This window comes from Paenibacillus sp. FSL P2-0322 (genome assembly GCF_037975315.1).
Classification (GTDB): domain Bacteria; phylum Bacillota; class Bacilli; order Paenibacillales; family Paenibacillaceae; genus Paenibacillus; species Paenibacillus polymyxa_B.
Map to the genome: position 1 here is coordinate 1,999,518 of NZ_CP150243.1, position 19,018 is coordinate 2,018,535.

Genomic DNA, 19,018 nt, shown 5'->3' on the forward strand with positions numbered 1-19,018 from the left:
CAGGCGAGGGGTTCTATTTATATTGAAATTTGATATATAATGGAGAAGGTGTAAAATTCGCCAGCTAATAAAGAAGTTATGCATATGCAATAGCATAGAAGGAGTGAAGAATGTACCCTCCCAGATCACAGAGAAATGAAGGTCGCAAGAAAGCAAGAAAACCAAAAATAGGCAAGGCTTGGATTATTACGAATCTGGTCCTGCTGCTTATGATCGTAGGTCTTTTCGGTTATTATTACATATTTGAACACGACAACAGTGGCTCTCTTGCGGAAAATGCCGGGTATTCGCAAACGGAGAAGAAAATGCAAACGGAATCTGCTAGTGAAGAGCGGTCTACTCCCTCGGTCAGTGAAAATGTTACAGCCTTGTCAAATAAACAGCTGGACGAAGGCCCACATGCAGATAAACAATTTGCTGACGATGAAACGAAGCAATCTGCTGCTTCAGACACAAGCCATCGTCCCGCGACAACGTCTGACACAAATGCTCCCGAAGGCAGCTCTTCAGGAGCAAAATTATCCTCGGGGAAAGACGGGCAGGCAGGGAACGATACGTCTAAGGATGTATACGACGGTAATCCATCCGCCGATAAGGGAGGAACGGAGGATGTGAAAAAATCCAAAACAGACGGTGTAGATTCTCCGACAGTCACGCTTCACTTTGTAGGGGATGTGCAATTTTCCGGTAAAGTTGAGCAGCGATTGGAACAGAATGGGTTTGATTTTCCTTATCAATATCTCGGAAACTTTTTTCATAAAGACGATCTGACGATTGCCAATCTGGAAACGCCCGTGACAACGAATGGTGTGGGTGCGTTAAATAAAACGTATGTGTATAAATCTTCGCCCAAGGCGTTAACTGCGTTGGCTGCGGCAGGGATAGATGCTGTCAATTTGGCCAATAATCACATTTTGGATCAGGGCACAGACGGATTATTGGATACACTGAAATATCTGGATGAAAAAGGTATTGCCCATGCTGGAGCCGGACGTAATGCAAAAGAAGCGTATGCGCCGCATTATTTTGAACGTAAAGGGATCAAAATTGCGTTATTAGGGACTACACGTGTCATGCCTGAAGCCAACTGGAATGCGGGCGCCAAACTGCCCGGTGTAGCAGGAGCCTATGATTCGTCCGCTATCGTAAAGTCCATCCGTGAGGCACGAATGCAGGCCGATCTGGTGATTGTCATTGCCCATTGGGGGAAGGAGCGCGCTACTGCACTTGAGCCCCATCAGACCGAGTTATCGCATGCTTTTATTGATGCTGGAGCTGATCTTGTCATTGGCGGTCATCCACATGTGCTTCAAGGGATGGAGCAATATAAAGGTAAATGGATCGCATACAGCACAGGCAATTTTATTTTTTCTAAATCAACGGTGCCAGCCACTTGGGATACAGCCATATTTCAGGCAACCTGCACCCGAAAAGGGGCTTGCGAAATGAAGCTGACCCCTTACCGGGCGGAGCTAGGTCAACCGATTCCATTGAAGGATACGGAGGCCAGCAAAATTTTGCAGAGAGTGGCGGCACTGTCACCGGGAAATGTCTCTATAGGGACGGATGGTACAGTAAGCGCTCAATAGAAGCTCGAAAAGAAATTTTTTATATGGGAATTGACGGAACGATCGTATGAAGGACTCCTTTGTGGATGGAGGTCATAACAAGATGAATCATTTGTGCGTGGCTCACCGCGGTTTTTCGGGGATTGCTCCCGAGAACACGATGGCAGCCTTTAAGCTTGCGTTGAAGCAGCCATTTGTACACTGGATTGAGCTGGATGTACAGCTGTCAAAGGACGGTGTTCCGGTGGTAATTCATGATTTTACGCTGGAGCGAACGACGAATGGTACAGGGAAAGTAAAGGATTCAGACTGGAAAGCATTGCAACAACTTGATGCTGGTAGCTGGAAAAGTGCAGAATACCGTGAAGAAATGATCCCTTCCCTCGCACAGGTACTGGATTTATGTCGTGGCCGCGCATCACTCAATATTGAGCTTAAAACAGCGGGAGATATGTATCCGGGACTGGAGAAAGCCGTACTCCGTGAAATTGTGATGAGAGGGATGGAGGGAGAGGTGGTATTAACCTCTTTTGAGCGTGCCGCATTACGCCGGGCTAAGGAGCTGTCTCCTGAGATCCGTACCGGATTGATTATCGATGCGCGTCCAGATGATTTGGCAACGCAACTGGAGCAGCTACAATGCACTTTTTTATCCATAGGCTATCCGCGTTTGGATCGAAACCTGATGAAAGATCTCACTGGCCGCGGTATTACTGTCATGGCGTGGACGGTGGATGACCGCCGTATAATGCGGAAATTGTCCTCATTACATCCTGAATTGATGATTTGCACTAATTGGCCGGATCGCTGGGAGCAGGTTTTTTTGCTTTCCAAGCACCGGATGTGGCACTATATACGTAAACTTATTCGTTAATCAATTGGACTACATACGCGGGAAGGGTGACGGATCGTGATGAACGTGGAAATTCGTAATGTTTACTGTGTTGGGCGCAATTATAAGCTGCATGCGGAGGAGCTGGGTAATGAGGTTCCCGCAGAACCGATGATTTTTTTGAAGCCGTCTCATGCAGTCGTGCCGCTGGATGGCGCCACGCTGGAGCTTCCTCAGGGGCAGGGAGATATTCATTTTGAGACTGAGCTGGTCGTGGCTGTAGGACGTAAATACGAACCAGGCATGTCTGCAGATACGTGTCTAAACGCATTTGCATTCGGCATTGATTTTACCCTGCGTGATGTACAAAGTATCCTCAAGAAAAAAGGCCATCCATGGACCGCCGCCAAAGGCTTCAAATCGTCTGCTCCCGTGACACCATTCCTGCCTTTAGAAAAATTGGACATGCTGGAGCAGCAGGATTTTTCCTTGCTCAAAAATGGACAGGAAGTCCAGCGTGGACATGTTAAGGATATGATTTTTTCTATCCAGCACATCGTTGAATATATAGCGACTCATTATGGGCTGGGTGAAGGGGATATTATTTTTACAGGTACTCCAGCAGGAGTAGGGCCTACAGCAAGCGGGGATCGCTTTGAGCTTTTCTGGGGGAGTGATCGTCAGGGAAGCTTCACCATTGCATAAATTTGTGAACGGCATTCATGGATGAGGATTAAAAAAGGGAATGTTCTTGGTAGTTGGGAAGTAAAGAGCGATTCCCTTAGAAAAGCATTGTGAAGGCCGTGTCCTGTGCCAAAGCATGGGACACGGCTTTTATATAAGTGTAGAGCATTGTACAATAATATACAGAACGAAAAAAGAAAAACGGAGATTCATTTCAAAAGCGGGGGTATATCATGGACTGGATCATCGGATTGCTTTGTGCTGCTGTGGTGGCGGGAGCTGCATTTTATAAAAAATCCTTAACCTTATCTGGCTTTGCCACGGCTGTACTGATGGGAACCGTATATTATGGGGCGGGTAACCTGTTCTGGTTCGGCACATTGCTCTTGTTCTTTATCACGTCGACCCTCCTGTCGAGGTTCAAAAAGGAGCGCAAGGCTGAGCTGGAAAAATCGTATGCCAAAACCGGAAACCGGGATGCAGGCCAAGTATGGGCCAATGGGGGATTAGGTATGCTGTTATGCCTGGGCTATGCGATATGGCCTCATGTTACGTGGCAGCTGGCTTTTGTCGGTGTCATGGCTACGGTAACATCCGATACGTGGGCAACGGAATTTGGCAGCCTGAGTCGTAGGCCACCCCGTTCGGTGCTTAACGGGAAGGTGCTGGCACCCGGAACCTCAGGTGGAGTATCTGTATTGGGAACGGCTGCGGCCTTGGCTGGGGGTGTACTGATCGGCATAGGTGCATGGGGCTTTGGACACGCCATAGGAACGCCGAGCTTGCCGTTATGGTTGTGGGCACTGGTTGGAGGTATATCCGGTAGCGCCGGGGCCTTTGCTGATTCCTATCTAGGTGCTACAGTGCAAATGATGCGTTCCTGCACGGTTTGCGGACGGGAAGTAGAAGTAGACTCACATTGTGGACAAACGACGGTCTATGTACGAGGCTGGCGTTGGATGAGCAATGATCGGGTGAATAGCATTAGTTCTATTTTCGGAGGATTGGTCGCTCTTGCAGGTATTTTTTTTATACTTTGAACACAGAGCTGGAGATCATTACAAGGAAAAATTTGTTATAAGAATTGACCGTGTTTCAATCCTTGTATAAGGAGGTGCTAAGATGGGCGATATACAAGGAGATAAATATGAAGCTATTTTGGACGCCGCTTACACCGTCTTTGGCACCAAAGGCTTTTATGAAAGCAAAATTTCCGAGATTGCAGAACAAGCGGGAGTTGCCAAAGGCACAGTATACTTGTACTTTAAAAGCAAAGAGCAGCTATTTACAGCAGTCACACGTAGAGATTGCGAGCAATACCTAGCCGAAATGCAAGGCGCATTAATCAATCGTACTTTGGGAGAAGGACTGCTGCGGATGGCAAATTTGCATCTGCACTACTATTTCAAGCGCAAGCAGCATACTAAATTATTTTTTATGACCCCCAACAGTGACCCCGACCTAATGGAGTTTATGTGGGGATTTATCCAGGACTATACTGATTTGGTCAAAAATAAACTGGCGTCAGAGGGTGTACAGCAGTCTGAGTTTCATGCGAAGGCATTCATTGGTATGTTGGAACGCCTAAAAATGGATATTTTATTGAATAAAGATTTCCGCGAATGTGACGTAGATCAGACGGCTGAATTAGCGGCGAACTTATTTATGCATGGCTGTAAAGCCGGGGTACAAAAATCCTGACATCTTGTTGCTAAAAAACCGTACTGACTTCGTTCAGGTAACGGTTTTTTTAATCATTGGCTGTGTCTGTGTTAAAATAAACAGGATGCATCACAAAATAGGGGAAGAGTAGGGAATCCGTATGAATATTATGACCGTTGAACATATAACGAAAAGCTATGGCGAGAAAATGTTGTTTGAGGATGCTTCCTTTGGTATGGATGAACGTGACAAAATAGGGGTCGTCGGTGTAAATGGTACCGGCAAATCAACGTTTTTACGTGTAATTTCCGGCTTAGAGCCGCCAGATGATGGCAATATTGCAGTGAACAACGATGTGCGAATTCAGTATCTAGCACAAAATCCGGAGTTTGATCCCGAAATGAAGGTGCTCCAGCATATTTTTCATGGCAACCAGCCTGAGATGAAGGCGGTCCGTGAATATACGGAAATCATGGAGTTGTTGGAATTAAATCCGGGTAGCGAGGAGCTTCAAAATCGTCTATTGCGAGCAAGTCAGCAAATGGATACGTTCCAGGCATGGCAGCTGGAGAGTGAGGCCAAAAATATACTTACCCGACTGGGGATCACCCAGTTTGAGTCTCGTATGGGTGTTCTATCCGGCGGGCAGCGTAAGCGGGTGGCTTTGGCGGCGGCTTTGATCCAACCCTGCGAGTTGCTCATTCTGGACGAGCCTACAAACCATATTGATAATGAGTCTGTTGAATGGTTGGAGCAGTATTTGCAAAAAAGACGTGGTGCGTTGTTAATGATCACGCATGATCGCTATTTTCTGGATAGAGTTGCAAATGTCATGTTGGAGCTGGATCATGGCCGCCTTTTCCGTTATGAGGCTAACTATACCCGTTTTCTGGAGCTGAAGGCAGAACGTGAGGAGCGGGAAGCGTCTACGGAACAAAAAAGGAAGAACTTGCTGCGTAATGAGCTGGCCTGGATTCGTCGTGGAGCAAAGGCTCGTTCCACCAAGCAGAAAGCGCGTATTGATCGATATGAGCAGCTTAGGGATCAGCAACCGGAAGCTCGTTCTGGATCTGTAGATATGTCTGTCGCCTCCACACGTCTGGGTAAAAAGATATTGGAGATCGAGCATCTGTCCAAATCGGTAGATTCCCGTAAGCTGATACAGGACTTGAGCTACATTGCGGTTCCTGGTGATCGTGTTGGTATCCTAGGTCCTAACGGTAGTGGGAAATCCACTCTGCTCCAAATGATTGCCCAGCATATAGAACCGGATTCCGGCAGTGTTGTGCTGGGGCCGACCGTGAAGATAGGCTATTTTACTCAGGAACATCAGGAAATGAACGAATCACTGCGTGTTATTGAGTATATTAAGGAAGAAGCCGAAGTGATTCGTACAGCAGACGGTTCGACGATTACAGCTGCACAAATGCTGGAGCGTTTCCTGTTTGCACCAAGCGCGCAATGGACGGTTATTTCCAGGCTGTCCGGGGGTGAAAAACGGCGCTTGTATCTGCTTCGTGTTCTGATGTCGGCACCGAATGTGCTATTGCTGGATGAACCAACAAATGATCTGGATATTCAAACCCTTTCCGTTTTGGAAGACTATCTGGATGAATTCCCGGGCGTGGTGTTTATTGTTTCTCATGATCGCTATTTCCTGGATCGGACAGTGGACAAAATACTGGCGTTTGAAGGGGATGGACAGGTACGAGTACATGTAGGCGACTATAGTGAGTATGCAGAATGGATCAGTAAAAATGCTCAATCTTCTGTGAATACGTCTGTCTCGACGAGTACGGCTTCCTCGAATCGCTCTTCCGCGCCTAAGTCTGCGGGTCCTTCCGATTCAGTCAAGGAGACAAGTAAAACCAAGCTTAAATTCACCTTCAAGGAACAGCGGGAATATGAGCAAATTGATGAACTGATTGAACAAGCCGAACAGAAGTTGGCCGACATTCAGCGGCAGATGGAAGAGTCTTTCAGTGATTCAGCACGACTACAGGAGCTCATGGCTGAGCAAGTAAAGGCCGAACAGCATCTGGAGCACCAAATGGAACGCTGGACCTACCTGAATGAGCTAGCCGAGCAGATTGAACAAAGTAAATCTTAAAAACACAAAAGCAAGTCACCATTCAGAGTGGGGGCTTGCTTTTTTTATCGAATTATTAATACGTTTTTCATATTAAAAGCGAGTCAATTATATATTTCTAATATTAAATTACAGTGGGTATAATGGATTGCAGATGGAGGGGAGGAATTGAAAATGGAATATCGTAAACTTGGAAAAAGTGGTTTGATGGTAAGTGAGATCGCATTGGGAAACTGGATCACCCACGGTGCTCAAGTGGATGATACCATAGCGCAAGCCTGTGTAAACGCTGCATTAGACTCAGGGATTACCACGTTTGATACCGCTGATGTGTATTCGGATACCCTGGCGGAAACGGTTTTGGGTCATTCTTTAAAGGGAATACGCCGTGAAAGTATTGAATTATGTACTAAGGTTTTTCATCCCACAGGTACCGGACAGAATGATAAAGGGCTGTCTCGTAAACATATCATGGAGGCCTGCCATGCTTCTCTTCGACGCCTACAAACGGATTATATTGATGTATATTATGCACACCGTTTTGATCCAACCGTATCGCTTGAAGAAACTTTTTTGGCCTTATCCGACTTGGTGCGGCAAGGGAAGGTTTTGTATGTAGGAGTAAGCGAGTGGACAGCAGAGCAGATAAAGCAAGGAGCTGCTCTGGCTAGGGAATTAAAGGTCCCATTCGTGGCAAGTCAGCCCCAATATTCCATGCTATGGCGTGTCATTGAAGCTGAAGTGATTCCCGCTTGTGAGCAGGAAGGGATTGGGCAGGTGGTTTGGTCACCTCTGGCACAAGGTATTCTTTCTGGTAAATATGCAGCAGACAAGCCGTTACCCGAGGGTTCACGAGCTTCTACGACAGCAGGGTCACCATTTTTCGAACGTTTGGCTGGACAATGGTTACGTAAAGAAGTCCTTTTGGCAGTAAAGAAAATTCAGCCGATTGCAGAAGAATACGGACTGACGCTGCCCCAGCTTGCAGTCGCATGGGTTTTACAAAACCCGCAAGTGTCCTCAGCTATTATCGGTGCTTCCAAGCCCGAGCAGGTTAAAGAGAACGTAAAAGCTGCGGGTGTCCGTCTAGATGGGCAGGTCATGAGACAATTGGATAGCGTTTTAAATGGTATTGTTGAACGTGATCCGAGAAAAACAGGTTAAGATATACGATCAAGGAGATTTACATGTCTAACTCTTCGTTACAAGCTGTTTCTTCAACCACTTCCAGAAAATGAGTCAGAACAGTTTCATGTGCACCTGTTTTCCATGCAGCATAAAGTGGGATGGACGGAGACTCTTCTTGAAATGAACGAAATACGACATCACTGCGTTGAAAGACAGATACGGAAGAGGGGACAATGGAGATACCTATACCCGCCGCTACCAAGTTAACGATCGTATACATTTGAACGGCTTCCTGTACGATTTGAGGCTGAAATCCATGTTGTCCGCAAAAGTCGAGTATGAGATTATGAAAAGAAGCTCCCATATGAGGCGGAGACAGGATAAAAGATTCGTCCGCTAAAGAACGTAAAGACAAGGTTGAATGGTGGGCTAACGGATGTGTCTGAGGAAGAACGGCCATGAGTGATTCGTTGGTGTAAAGACGAGAAGTGATATGTATAGATGGATCTGCACTGCGCAGGAAGCCCACATGAACTTTGCCATCGTGTATGGCTTTTAGTTGTTGGACAGATGTCATTTCAAATAACGTAAGCTTCACATCTGGGAAGCTCTCTCGGAATTTCTTCAAGGCATTAACCATCAGACTGCCAGAGGCTGAATCTACAAAAGCGATGGATAAATGTCCGAACTTCCCCTGACTTGCAAGCTGTGTGATCTTAATAGATCTTTCCAATTGAGCAACCATGTTTCTGGATTCTTCTAAAAATATCGCTCCTGCTGACGTAAGTCGAACTTGTCTTTTGGTTCGTTCCAAAAGCTTCACACCAAGCTCTTCTTCAAGGCTTTGAATTTGTTGGCTCAAGGGAGGTTGGGTGATATTCAGTTTTTTCGCAGCACGGTTAAAATGCAGTTCTTCCGCTACTGCGATAAAGTAACGTAGTTTTTTCAGATCCATAGCTGTGATTTCCTTTCACTAAGCCTTCACCGACCTATTCTCCAGTGGAACAGGTCGGTTTTTATCGTTCGAATTAAACTGTCACATAAGCTGCAAGCAGACGTGCAGTGTTCACCACGGCCTGCTGGTGCGTGCGCTCCATTGCATGGGAGGCGTGTACGCCAGGGCCGATCAAAGCAGCACGGATGTTATTACCTGCTCTTAGTGCAGCCGAAGCGTCCGAACCGTAGTGCGGATAAATATCTACAGCATACGGAATATTCAGCTCTTTGGCCAGCTCAATCAGACGGGTCGTCATATTATAGTCGTAAGGCCCGGAGGAATCTTTGGCACAGATAGAAACATCCGTTTCCTTGCAGCTCAGATCTTCACCCATACAGCCCATATCGACAGCTATCATCTCACTGATTCCTTCAGGTATGTAAGCCGCTCCGTGCCCCACTTCCTCATAGTTAGAAATGAGCAATTTAACGGTATGTCGAGGCTTCCAGTTTCCATGTACAGCAGATTCCAGTAGACCAAACAGTGCAGCTACACTAGCTTTATCATCCAGATGCCGTGACTTGATAAATCCACTCGGTGTTACGACTGGACGCGCATCGAACGAAATAAAATCGCCCACCGCAATACCGAGCTGAAGCACGTCTTCTTTTGACTCAACAAGCTCGTCAATCCGAACCTCCATGTGGCTCTCCTTGCGCTCAAAGCTTCGTGCATCATCATAGACGTGCACGGATGGATGGCTGGACAGAATAGTGCCCGTATACGTTTGTCCGCTTCGGGTATGAATAAGGCAGTATTCGTTCTCAATGCTGTTCATCATGAAACCGCCGACGGATGTCAGACGTAGGGTGCCTTGTGCTGTAATCGAACGTACCATCGCGCCCAATGTATCCACATGTGCGCTCAGCGCCACCGTACGGTCCGTTTCCTGACCTTCCAGAGTCAAGATGGCACCCCCTTTTGCATTCCATTCGATGGGTACCCCGAGGCTCTCAGCTTCCTTACGAATCAGCTCCATCACATGGTGTGTGTACCCACTGGGACTGGGCGTGTTCAGTAGCTGATTTAAAAAGTTCATCATATAATCTTCATTGAATTGAATCGTCATTTGTTGCTCCTCCTCATTTGGACAACCGATCAGGTTTAGAGGACGGTTGCTCTATATCTTGGTCGAAAGTAGACCCTGTGCTGGAAGACCCAGTCGTGTCATAGGTCACATCCGCGTTTGCTTCCACCGTGGATGTGTGCTCTTCTTGTAATGTATGAAGCTGAGTAGTCAGACGTTTAATCTCTCTCTGAAGCCTATATTGGCGGAAAATACCGAAAGAACCGACAATAAGTCCACCTAGAAGAGTGCAACCAAGAATAAGCAGAATCAAAGGAATGCTAACCATACTGAATAGAAAGTTCACTTGAACCGAATTCACATTAATAACAGCAAATACAGCTGTTAACAGAGCAATAACAAGAGCTGCGATCAAAGACCATTGTGTTTTCAAAATGCCACCTCCTCCCGTTACATTATAAAATCCCTTGCCCGCCATGGACAAGGGATTTATCCGTGCATCATTTCAATGCTGGATTTTAAGTGCGCACGGTTTTACTTTCCTTCAGTTAGCTTTTCCATTTCTGTAATGACTTCTTCGAATACGCTCATCGCTTCGCGGATCGGCTGCGGAGAGGACATGTCAACGCCAGCTTTTTTCAAAATATTAATTGAATAATCACTGCCACCGCTCTTTAAGAAGCCCAAGTAACGGTCAACGGCTGGTTGGCCTTCTTCCAGAATCTGTTTCGAGAAACTAGTTGCTGCCGAGAAGCCAGTAGCATATTTGTAGACATAAAAACTGTTATAAAAATGAGGGATCCGTGCCCATTCCATTTCAATGTCTTTGTCTACCTTCATGCCAGGCCCGTGATATTTCACATTCAGATCATAGTAAATCTCCGATAAAAGCTGCGGTGTAAGGGATTCCCCCTGTTCAGCGCGTTCATGTACAATTTTCTCAAATTCCGCAAACATGGTTTGACGGAATACCGTTGTGCGGAATTGATCTGCATAGTAGGTGAGAAGGTACATTTTCTCTTTCGGATCGGTTGATTTGTTCAGCAAGTAGTCCATTAGCAACGCTTCATTGGTTGTGGATGCCACTTCAGCCAGGAAAATGGTGTACTGTGCATCTCTATACTTCAATGCGTTGTCTGAATAGTACGAATGCAACGCATGCCCCATTTCATGAGCAAGTGTGAACATGCTGTTCAGGTTGTCTTTATGATTCAGCAGCACATATGGGTGGGTACCATAAGCTCCCCAACTGTATGCACCAGTACGTTTGTTTTCGTTTTCGTATACATCGATCCAGCGCTCATCATAGCCTTTTTGCAGCGAAGCGAGATAGTCCTCGCCCAGTGGCTTAAGGCCTTCCTTTGTTTGCGTTTTGGCGTCTTCATACGTAATGTCCATCTTGTATTCGTCCACAAGCGGAGCGAACAAATCATACATATGGAGCTCATCCACACCTAACAACTTTTTACGCAGCTTGATGTAACGATGGAGCAGGGGTAAGCTTTCATGAATGGTGTCAATGAGATTCGTGTACACTTCCTTCGGAATATTGTCACCGTACAGTGACATTTCCAGTACAGAAGGGTATTTGCGAACACGAGAATAAAAAATATTCTTGTTTACATTGGCACTTAGTGTAGAAGCAATTGTATTTTTATTTTTGGCATATGTGTCATATACCGCTTTAAAAGCACGTTCGCGTACTTCGCGGTGCGGACTTTCGAGGAATTGAATGTAGCTGCCATGAGTCAGCTCAACCTCTTTGCCGTTCTCATCCTTAATTTTTGGAAACTTCAGATCAGCGTTGTTGAGCATGCCAAAAATCGTTTGCGGGGCTTGAGCCAGATTGCCAACCTGAGCGAGCAGCGCTTCTTCTGTCTTCCCCAAAATATGTGCTTTTTCCCGCTTCATTTCTTGAAGTGTAAACCGATAATCTGCAAGCTTTGGATCTTCAATGAAGGCATCAAGCTGATGATCCGGCAGTGCCAAAATTTCAGGCGTCACAAAAGAAAGAGACTCGCTAACCTCAACGCCTAATTTTTTTGCTTTTTGCGAAAGACCCTGGTATGTAGGTTCAGCTGTATCCTCATCATGATGCAGATGTGCGTACACATATACACGCTCGGTTTTAAGCGACAATTCATCTTCCAATTTAAAACAGCTGCCAATCGACTCTGCTGAATTGAGCTTGCCTTGGAATTGTTCAGCCTTTTTGGCTAGTTGTTTGACTTCTTCGTATTCTTGATCCCATGCTTTGCGGTTAGGAAACAAATCTTCCAGTTTCCATGTATTTTCCACTGGCGCATCAGCGCGTTTTACAATTTCACTCATGGAGAGCCTCCTCTGATCGAACGTAATGTGGGGTAGGGCTGCGGCAGTAAGGGACGGATGCCAAAACGAAGAAACCGCCACGCTTACCGTAAGCAGCAGGGCAAGAGGTTTTACAGGATGCATGTAACGGCAGATCCTCCTTATACCATGGCTTGTTATGCCATAGTATGACCTCTTACGCCCGAAAGTATAATTTTCCTTACTGTGGGTTGGAACCTATATTTAATAAGCTGTATACAATAAGATAAAAGGCAAGGCAAACCATGATTACAGCAGTGAGGGCCATCCACTTTTTGAGAGGAGTCGGTATCGTATCACGCTTCATGATCAGCACTCCGCCCAGCGTGAAGGCCAGAATAATGAAGATGAGATAGCTGTTGGACACCATGAATAGGCTAGACCTGTTTGAAAGCGTTCATGATCCGCTGCCACTCTTCCTCATTATCTTGAAAGGACTGCTTGGGAAACCGATTTTGAGCCCAATGCATCAGCGCCGGACGGCTTAAAAACGTGTGGGCTTCCTCGCCCCAATCATCGGATATTTCCCGTAGAACGATGTAACGGCCCTGCACCTCGACAGTCATCATGTTCCAATTGTCTTTTTTGTATATTTCGTGTTTTTTCATCATATGCATGTCTCCGATTTTATAGATGTTTTGGTTCATGATACCGCAGTTTCCGCCGCAAAAGCAAATCATTCCAGCCCGAAAAACCAGGAAAAACATCAATTGCATTGTGAAAAAGCATGAAGTATAATATGGATATTCGCCATAGATGGCGGTATTTTTAGGAGGTTGTTCACTTGAAAGGTACAGTTAAATGGTTTAACGCAGAAAAAGGTTATGGCTTCATTCAAATGGATGGTGGCGAGGACGTATTCGTACATTTCTCCGCAATCCAAGGCGACGGCTTTAAAACTTTGGAAGAAGGTCAAGCGGTTGAATTCGAAATTACTGAAGGTAACCGTGGACCCCAAGCAGCTAACGTAATCAAACTGTAAGTGTAACTGAATTGTAAGAATGGTTCCGTTTCTACGGATGTCTTATATATTACGGTTAAACTATGAATTGAGAGCGCAGTTCCTTACATTTAAGGGACTGCGCTTTTTTGCGTAAATACGTTTATGATATGAGAAGATTGAGCAGGAATAGGGTATTATACGTAATAAAACTAAGCAGAAGACATCTTAAATTGAAGGAGTTGAGAAAATGAGTGCAGCAGAGGCTAGTCGTAGGCCTTCCCTGATTGAAGGTCCTATTGCCAAAACGCTGTTTATGTTCTCTTTGCCGATGCTGTTCGGAAACATTCTGCAATCCCTGAATGGAACGATCAACTCGATCTGGGTTGGAAAGTTTCTGGGAGAAGCCGCATTGACTGCCGCTTCCAACGGAAATATTATAATGTTTTTTCTTATCAGTTCGATTTTTGGCGTCACCATGGCGGCCACCATTATGATCGGACAAAATATCGGAGCAGGAGACGTAGCTGAAACCAAGCGTGTAGTAGGTACAAGTGCAGTTTTTTTTCTGGTGCTCGCTTTTGCTATAGGTATTATCGGATTTTTGAGTGCGCCTTGGATTCTTCATGTACTCAATACACCTGCCGAATCGGTGGATATGGCGATCACGTATACACGTATTATTTTCGCAGGCATGCCCTTTTTGTACGGCTATAACTACATAATGACTGTAATGAGAGGGGCTGGAGATTCCAAAACACCATTTTATTTTCTAATTGTTTCCGTCGTACTGGATGTACTACTCAACCCGCTGTTAATATTCGGATGGGGATCGATTCCTGCTATGGGCATTGGAGGTTCCGCTACTGCTACTCTGATCGCTCAAGGGATCAGCTTTGTGTTGATCCTCATTTACCTATATCGAGTAAAATATTTTTTGCGCATTACTTCTTCAGAGCTTCATTTACTCAGATTTGATTGGAAGATTATTTGGACCCTAATCCGTAAGGGAGTGCCGATGGGGTTGCAAATGATTGCTGTCTCCACCAGCGCGATTGCTTTAATGAATCTGATTAATGGCTACGGAACAGTGGCAGCAGCAGCTTATACAGCAGCCAATAATTTGTCCAGCTATGTGCAGATGCCGGCAATGGCGTTAGGTGCAGCCGTATCTTCCTTTGCCGCTCAAAATATCGGAGCAGGACGTTGGGATCGAGTGCGCATGACAACCTGGATTGGGATTGTGTATAATTTTGTGTTGACTGGTGGAGCTGTGGTATTAATTTACGTGTTTAACCGTCAGGCCTTGCTCATGTTCCTTCCTTCTACGGGGGGTGCATTGGAATTGGGTATGCGGATTAATCTGATCACTTTGTGGTCTTTTGTTATATTCGGTGTTACTAATGTCATTACAGGTGTTGTTCGATCAACGGGTTCCGTAATGATACCGCTTTTAATTACCATTATTTCATTATGGGGCATTCGTATACCTTTGGCCTATGTATTTGTTGATGAGTATGGTCTAGATGCTGTATGGTGGAGTTTTCCTGTTGGTTTTGCTATCTCTGCCGTAGCAGTCATTTTCTATTATGCTTTCGGGAAATGGAAGCAGGCAAGCATGGGAGAGGGAATCCAAGGGGTGAAGCCAGCAGAGGACAAGGGATAGGTAGGCCATTTATACTATTTGCGATTAAAGTCTTATAAGGATAGATTTTGTGTAACTCCTATTTTTGACTAATAAAACATTACGGGTATAAAGTCTTTTTGTGAGAATAGCTCATTTTTCTTGAATTTTAAAGAAAAAAGTGAGGTTGTTCATTTGTGCTAAAAGGACGAACATATTATAATGGATATGGTTTGGATAGGTATAATTACGTAGACAACAATGTGGAGGCACCGTCATTTGAGTTATGTTGAGCAAGGACGTTATCAAGTACCGAGAGGCCCCATAGGTCTAATGAGCCGAATGTACAAGCACATTCTCCCTGAAACGAAACTAGAATTGAGTAACTGGAAGAGCAAGGCCGAACAAATTCCGGACCCTGAGCTGCGAAGCCAGGCGCTTGCGAGCATAGCGGATAAGACGTTTCACTGCGTGGGTGGGGCGGTTTATGCCGCAGCCAATATGTCTGCCCGGCAGACGCTAATTCCGCTGATCGTAGCGTATCAGACCATTAGTGATTATCTGGACAACCTGTGTGATCGCAGTACGTCCATGGACCCGGATGATTTCAGGCTGTTGCATCAGGCTATGCTGGATGCGGTTAATCCGACGGCTAGGCCAGTGAATTATTATGAGTTGCGTCGTGAGCAGGAGGATGGCGGTTATTTGACCGGGCTGGTGACAACCTGTCAGTCTTGTGTAAGCAGGCTTCCGGGCTATGAGGCGGCAATGCCTTACGTTCAGGATTTGGCGCGATTATACACGGATTTGCAAGTATACAAGCATATTAAACCCGAGCTGCGGGAACAAGCGCTTTTGGACTGGTGGTCGCTTCATAAAGACCGTACACCAGAGTTGCGCTGGAATGAGTTTGCTGCGGCTACCGGTTCAACTCTGGGGGTCTTTATGCTGTTTCTTGCTGCCAGCGACCAGCATCTGACCGATGCAGGGGCTGCCTCAATACATGCATCGTATTTTCCACATGTGTGCAGTCTTCATATTTTGCTGGATTATCTAATCGATCAAGACGAAGACCGGAAGGGCGGAGATCTTAACTTTTGCAATTATTATGAAGATACCGACATGATGCTAGACCGGATCGCCTACGTTGTGAATCGGGCGCGGGCTGATATTGCAGATGTCCCTGCCAGCTCCTTTCACCGGATGATTATCGAGGGATTGCTGGCTTTATATTTATCCGACCCTAAAGTTAGCGAGCAGCAGGACGTTCGCGCTGTTTCGAGACGTTTAATGAAAAATAGTCCGCTCATGCGTTTGTTTTTCTTATTAAACAGTCGATGGATAAGAAGGCTTATATGATTATTTTGAGGAGGTCATAAATCATGACAGCAGTTAAGAAAATTGCAGTATTAACAAGTGGTGGAGATTCACAAGGGATGAACGCGGCAGTTCGCGCCGTCGTACGTAGCGGATTGTATTTTGGACTGGAAGTATTCGGGATTCAACGCGGTTATCAAGGCCTTTTGAACGATGATATTTTTCCAATGGATCTGAGAAGCGTCGGAGATATTATCCAACGTGGGGGTACTGTACTTCAATCTGCAAGATGCCTGGAATTTACGACTGAAGAAGGGCAGAAAAAAGGCGCTCAAATTTTGCGTAACCGTGGAATTGACGGCGTAGTCGTGATTGGTGGCGACGGTTCTTACCAAGGAGCTAACAAACTGACCAAGCAAGGCATTAAAACCATGTGTCTTCCGGGTACGATTGACAATGACATTTCTTTCACGGACTACACTATTGGTTTTGATACAGCGGTTAGTATCGTAGTGGACGCAATCAACAAGCTGCGTGATACGATGTCATCGCATGAACGTTCTTCCATCGTGGAAGTTATGGGACGTCATTGTGGCGATATTGCTCTGCATGCAGGGCTGGCTTCTGGCGCAGAAACGATTTTGGTGCCTGAGGTAGAATTTGACCTGAATGAAGTATCCGATCGGATGAAGCAAAACTTTAAGCATGGCAAACGCCATAGTATCATTATCGTTGCTGAGGGTGTAGGCAAAGGCGAAACAGTAGCACAGGTTATCCAAGAAAACTGTCCGGATTATGAGCCTCGTGTTACAGTGCTTGGACACATTCAACGTGGAGGCACACCAACAGCGTTTGACCGCAACCTGGCGAGCCGTTTGGGTGACTTTGCTGTTCGCCAATTGATCGAGGGCATATCTGACAAGGCTTGCGGAACGATCGACGGTAAGTTGGTAGCTACAGATATTGACAAGGTTGTAAATACCAAAAAAGATTTCAATATGGAGCTTTATGAGCTGGCCTTGCGTTTGTCCCAATAATAAGAGCCTTTATGTAAAATAGATCGGCTCTGATATTGGAAAAGATCAAAATTATGCGGATGACCCGAGTCATCCGCTATTTTTTTAGCTTTGAGTCCTATCAGGAGGTAGTCATACATGTACCTATTCAAAATCGAAGTGGACAGTTCGGAAGGAGCGCTGACCGTCATTCTCGCTGCTGAAAATGAAGAACAGGCATTTGAAGAAATTGAACAACATGTGGAGAGACACTTTCTTTATCCCCCCAAGCTGAACGAAGTGGCGATTGTGGAGAAAAAACGAATAACTTTAGGGGCAGCATATGTAATCGAGACACGCAAAGGCTAAATTGCCTCTGCGTGTTGTTTTTTTTCGGAGAAACGACGTTGTACTTTCACCAGACGCCAGAGAAGTAAAATAGCGCCTACTGCCAATCCTGTAATCAAACCGATCCAGTAGCCGTAGGGCCCTAGTGAAGTCCAGCGTGCCAGTATATATCCTACAGGAAGCCCAATGACCCAATAGGAGAGGAATGTGAGCAAAAAGGCTGGATTGACGTCTTTATACCCGCGCAGCGCTCCTTGTGTAGGTGTAGCGACAGCATCAGATATCTGAAAGAAAATCGCATAGATTAGAAAATGCTGTGCCAATTGAATGACCTGCGGATCGGTGGAGTAAAGTCGAGCAACCTGTTCACCCCAGATAAGCAGTACAATAGCTGTAATCAGTGATAGACCTACTGCGCTGCTGATACCCATTACACTATAAGCTTTGGCATCCCGCGGGCGAGTAGCTCCTGTTTCATAGCCAACCAGAATCGTAAGTGCCATGCAAATGCTGAGTGGAATCATATACAGCGTAGATGCAAAGTTCATGGCGGCCTGATGTGCGGCTATGGTAGCTGTATTATAACTGCTCATGAAGAGGGTGACGGCTGAAAAGACGGCAGTCTCAAAAAATATAGCAAATCCAATCGGTACTCCAATCTTGATGAGCTCTTTCAAAGCACCAGCAGCAATCCCGTATATTTTGTTAAAGATTTGGTATTCGGCAAATATTTTTCCACGATGCGCAGTGATACCGGCAACCAGCATGATGATCCAGTAGGTGGTCGCCGTCGCTACCCCGGAACCCACACCCCCCAGACGCTGAAAACCCCAGTTTCCATAAATAAGTAGATAATTTAACAATACATTGATGGGTAATGACATGAGCGTGATTAACATCGTAAAGCGGGTTTGTCCCAATGCATCCATAAAGCTTCGGAGCACAGTGTAGGCAAATAGAGGAACAATCCCGAAGGCCATGGCACAAAGGTAATATAGGGCCACATTATGAACTCTCAGTTCCAAATTCATACCGTTCAAAATAGGTTTGATCAAAATAATGCCAGCAATCAAAACGACCATAGACAGGGCGAGAGAGAGCCAAAGTGCTTGAATGACATAGTAGGAGACTTTATCTTTGCGCTGTGCTCCTACCAATTGAGATACAATGGGCGTGATAGCCATAAGTATTCCATTAAGGCCTGTTTGTACAGGAACCCATAGGCTTACTCCAATGGCTACTCCAGCCAGATCGGCAGGGGAAAAGTGCCCTGACATATTCGTATCGAAAAAAGTCATGGCAGATAGTGCAAGCTGGGTAATCAGGATAGGGAGTAAAATGTAGAAAAGCTGCTTCCATTTCTGCCCCGTTGTTAGTGTCAATTGCATTTTTGTTTTCCTCATTTACTAGGGATTGATTATTTGTATATATCATAACATGTAAGTATTTATTGTAAGG

General features: G+C 45.6%; 19 protein-coding genes. 12 read left to right on the forward strand and 7 right to left on the reverse strand.

Annotated features, from left to right (window positions below; translation table 11 throughout):
* The first annotated feature begins 110 nt into the window (after positions 1–110).
* From MKY24_RS08895 to MKY24_RS08925, 7 genes are all read left to right on the forward strand, one after another.
* Positions 111–1,589 carry a CapA family protein gene (locus MKY24_RS08895; RefSeq protein WP_339201800.1) on the forward strand — a complete coding sequence of 493 codons (1,479 nt, stop codon included), beginning with the start codon at positions 111–113 and terminating at the stop codon, positions 1,587–1,589.
* An 82-nt stretch (positions 1,590–1,671) separates the two neighbouring features.
* Complete coding sequence (locus tag MKY24_RS08900; RefSeq protein ID WP_339201801.1) at positions 1,672–2,442, forward strand: glycerophosphodiester phosphodiesterase family protein; 771 nt, start codon at positions 1,672–1,674, stop codon at positions 2,440–2,442.
* Positions 2,443–2,481: 39 nt separating this feature from the next.
* Positions 2,482–3,105, forward strand: a complete 624-nt coding sequence (locus MKY24_RS08905; RefSeq protein WP_076294922.1) for a fumarylacetoacetate hydrolase family protein — start codon at positions 2,482–2,484, stop codon at positions 3,103–3,105.
* 212 nt (positions 3,106–3,317) lie between these two features.
* Positions 3,318–4,124 (forward strand): DUF92 domain-containing protein, encoded by an 807-nt coding sequence (locus MKY24_RS08910; RefSeq protein ID WP_028542834.1) that lies wholly within the window; start codon positions 3,318–3,320, stop codon positions 4,122–4,124.
* Positions 4,125–4,206: 82 nt separating this feature from the next.
* Positions 4,207–4,785, forward strand: a complete 579-nt coding sequence (locus MKY24_RS08915; RefSeq protein ID WP_028542833.1) for a TetR/AcrR family transcriptional regulator — start codon at positions 4,207–4,209, stop codon at positions 4,783–4,785.
* Positions 4,786–4,906: 121 nt separating this feature from the next.
* On the forward strand, positions 4,907–6,856 hold the full coding sequence (locus MKY24_RS08920; protein ID WP_339201802.1) for an ABC-F family ATP-binding cassette domain-containing protein: 1,950 nt from the start codon (positions 4,907–4,909) through the stop codon (positions 6,854–6,856).
* Between the two features lie 153 nt (positions 6,857–7,009).
* A complete protein-coding gene (locus MKY24_RS08925) occupies positions 7,010–7,999 on the forward strand; it encodes an aldo/keto reductase family protein (RefSeq protein WP_339201804.1) in 990 nt (329 codons plus the stop codon).
* Positions 8,000–8,018: 19 nt separating this feature from the next.
* Here MKY24_RS08925 and MKY24_RS08930 read toward each other — a convergent pair whose 3' ends face one another.
* The 6 genes from MKY24_RS08930 to MKY24_RS08955 all read right to left on the reverse strand — a co-directional run bounded on the left by MKY24_RS08930 (position 8,019) and on the right by MKY24_RS08955 (position 12,947).
* Positions 8,019–8,918 (reverse strand): LysR substrate-binding domain-containing protein, encoded by a 900-nt coding sequence (locus MKY24_RS08930; RefSeq protein ID WP_339201806.1) that lies wholly within the window; start codon positions 8,916–8,918, stop codon positions 8,019–8,021.
* Positions 8,919–8,991: 73 nt separating this feature from the next.
* Positions 8,992–10,029 carry a M42 family metallopeptidase gene (locus MKY24_RS08935; RefSeq protein ID WP_339201807.1) on the reverse strand — a complete coding sequence of 346 codons (1,038 nt, stop codon included), beginning with the start codon at positions 10,027–10,029 and terminating at the stop codon, positions 8,992–8,994.
* 13 nt (positions 10,030–10,042) lie between these two features.
* Complete coding sequence (locus MKY24_RS08940; protein ID WP_053325159.1) at positions 10,043–10,465, reverse strand: lipopolysaccharide assembly protein LapA domain-containing protein; 423 nt, start codon at positions 10,463–10,465, stop codon at positions 10,043–10,045.
* Positions 10,466–10,521: 56 nt separating this feature from the next.
* Positions 10,522–12,318: an oligoendopeptidase F gene (pepF, locus tag MKY24_RS08945; protein ID WP_025722300.1), complete on the reverse strand. Its 1,797-nt coding sequence runs from the start codon at positions 12,316–12,318 to the stop codon at positions 10,522–10,524.
* 199 nt (positions 12,319–12,517) lie between these two features.
* Positions 12,518–12,706, reverse strand: coding sequence for a hypothetical protein (locus MKY24_RS08950; protein WP_025715827.1), 189 nt, complete (start codon positions 12,704–12,706; stop codon positions 12,518–12,520).
* 7 nt (positions 12,707–12,713) lie between these two features.
* Positions 12,714–12,947 (reverse strand): hypothetical protein, encoded by a 234-nt coding sequence (locus tag MKY24_RS08955; RefSeq protein WP_013309704.1) that lies wholly within the window; start codon positions 12,945–12,947, stop codon positions 12,714–12,716.
* A gap of 173 nt (positions 12,948–13,120) precedes the next feature.
* Here MKY24_RS08955 and MKY24_RS08960 point away from each other — a divergent pair, with 173 nt between their 5' ends.
* The 5 genes from MKY24_RS08960 (at position 13,121) to MKY24_RS08980 (ending at position 17,581) form a co-directional block, all read left to right on the forward strand.
* A complete protein-coding gene (locus MKY24_RS08960; protein ID WP_013309706.1) occupies positions 13,121–13,318 on the forward strand; it encodes a cold shock domain-containing protein in 198 nt (65 codons plus the stop codon).
* A gap of 208 nt (positions 13,319–13,526) precedes the next feature.
* Complete coding sequence (locus MKY24_RS08965; RefSeq protein WP_339201811.1) at positions 13,527–14,942, forward strand: MATE family efflux transporter; 1,416 nt, start codon at positions 13,527–13,529, stop codon at positions 14,940–14,942.
* Between the two features lie 237 nt (positions 14,943–15,179).
* Positions 15,180–16,259, forward strand: coding sequence for a tetraprenyl-beta-curcumene synthase family protein (locus MKY24_RS08970; RefSeq protein WP_013309708.1), 1,080 nt, complete (start codon positions 15,180–15,182; stop codon positions 16,257–16,259).
* Positions 16,260–16,282: 23 nt separating this feature from the next.
* A complete protein-coding gene (gene pfkA, locus MKY24_RS08975) occupies positions 16,283–17,254 on the forward strand; it encodes a 6-phosphofructokinase (protein WP_023988013.1) in 972 nt (323 codons plus the stop codon).
* A gap of 117 nt (positions 17,255–17,371) precedes the next feature.
* A complete protein-coding gene (locus tag MKY24_RS08980) occupies positions 17,372–17,581 on the forward strand; it encodes a DUF3906 family protein (RefSeq protein WP_013309710.1) in 210 nt (69 codons plus the stop codon).
* Here the strand turns inward: MKY24_RS08980 and MKY24_RS08985 are convergent.
* On the reverse strand, positions 17,578–18,948 hold the full coding sequence (locus MKY24_RS08985; protein ID WP_339201813.1) for an MATE family efflux transporter: 1,371 nt from the start codon (positions 18,946–18,948) through the stop codon (positions 17,578–17,580). The two genes, MKY24_RS08980 and MKY24_RS08985, sit on opposite strands and share 4 nt — an antisense overlap.
* Positions 18,949–19,018 lie beyond the last annotated feature (70 nt).

Bases quoted from the DNA above. Each gene is read 5' to 3' on its own strand.
- MKY24_RS08895 (WP_339201800.1), top strand. From the start codon at position 111: ATGTACCCTCCCAGATCACAGAGAAATGAAGGTCGCAAGAAAGCAAGA.
- MKY24_RS08900 (WP_339201801.1), top strand. From the start codon at position 1,672: ATGAATCATTTGTGCGTGGCTCACCGCGGTTTTTCGGGGATTGCTCCC.
- MKY24_RS08905 (WP_076294922.1), top strand. From the start codon at position 2,482: ATGAACGTGGAAATTCGTAATGTTTACTGTGTTGGGCGCAATTATAAG.
- MKY24_RS08910 (WP_028542834.1), top strand. From the start codon at position 3,318: ATGGACTGGATCATCGGATTGCTTTGTGCTGCTGTGGTGGCGGGAGCT.
- MKY24_RS08915 (WP_028542833.1), top strand. From the start codon at position 4,207: ATGGGCGATATACAAGGAGATAAATATGAAGCTATTTTGGACGCCGCT.
- MKY24_RS08920 (WP_339201802.1), top strand. From the start codon at position 4,907: ATGAATATTATGACCGTTGAACATATAACGAAAAGCTATGGCGAGAAA.
- MKY24_RS08925 (WP_339201804.1), top strand. From the start codon at position 7,010: ATGGAATATCGTAAACTTGGAAAAAGTGGTTTGATGGTAAGTGAGATC.
- MKY24_RS08930 (WP_339201806.1), bottom strand. From the start codon at position 8,918: ATGGATCTGAAAAAACTACGTTACTTTATCGCAGTAGCGGAAGAACTG.
- MKY24_RS08935 (WP_339201807.1), bottom strand. From the start codon at position 10,029: ATGACGATTCAATTCAATGAAGATTATATGATGAACTTTTTAAATCAG.
- MKY24_RS08940 (WP_053325159.1), bottom strand. From the start codon at position 10,465: ATGGCGGGCAAGGGATTTTATAATGTAACGGGAGGAGGTGGCATTTTG.
- pepF (WP_025722300.1), bottom strand. From the start codon at position 12,318: ATGAGTGAAATTGTAAAACGCGCTGATGCGCCAGTGGAAAATACATGG.
- MKY24_RS08950 (WP_025715827.1), bottom strand. From the start codon at position 12,706: ATGGTGTCCAACAGCTATCTCATCTTCATTATTCTGGCCTTCACGCTG.
- MKY24_RS08955 (WP_013309704.1), bottom strand. From the start codon at position 12,947: ATGATGAAAAAACACGAAATATACAAAAAAGACAATTGGAACATGATG.
- MKY24_RS08965 (WP_339201811.1), top strand. From the start codon at position 13,527: ATGAGTGCAGCAGAGGCTAGTCGTAGGCCTTCCCTGATTGAAGGTCCT.
- pfkA (WP_023988013.1), top strand. From the start codon at position 16,283: ATGACAGCAGTTAAGAAAATTGCAGTATTAACAAGTGGTGGAGATTCA.
- MKY24_RS08980 (WP_013309710.1), top strand. From the start codon at position 17,372: ATGTACCTATTCAAAATCGAAGTGGACAGTTCGGAAGGAGCGCTGACC.
- MKY24_RS08985 (WP_339201813.1), bottom strand. From the start codon at position 18,948: ATGCAATTGACACTAACAACGGGGCAGAAATGGAAGCAGCTTTTCTAC.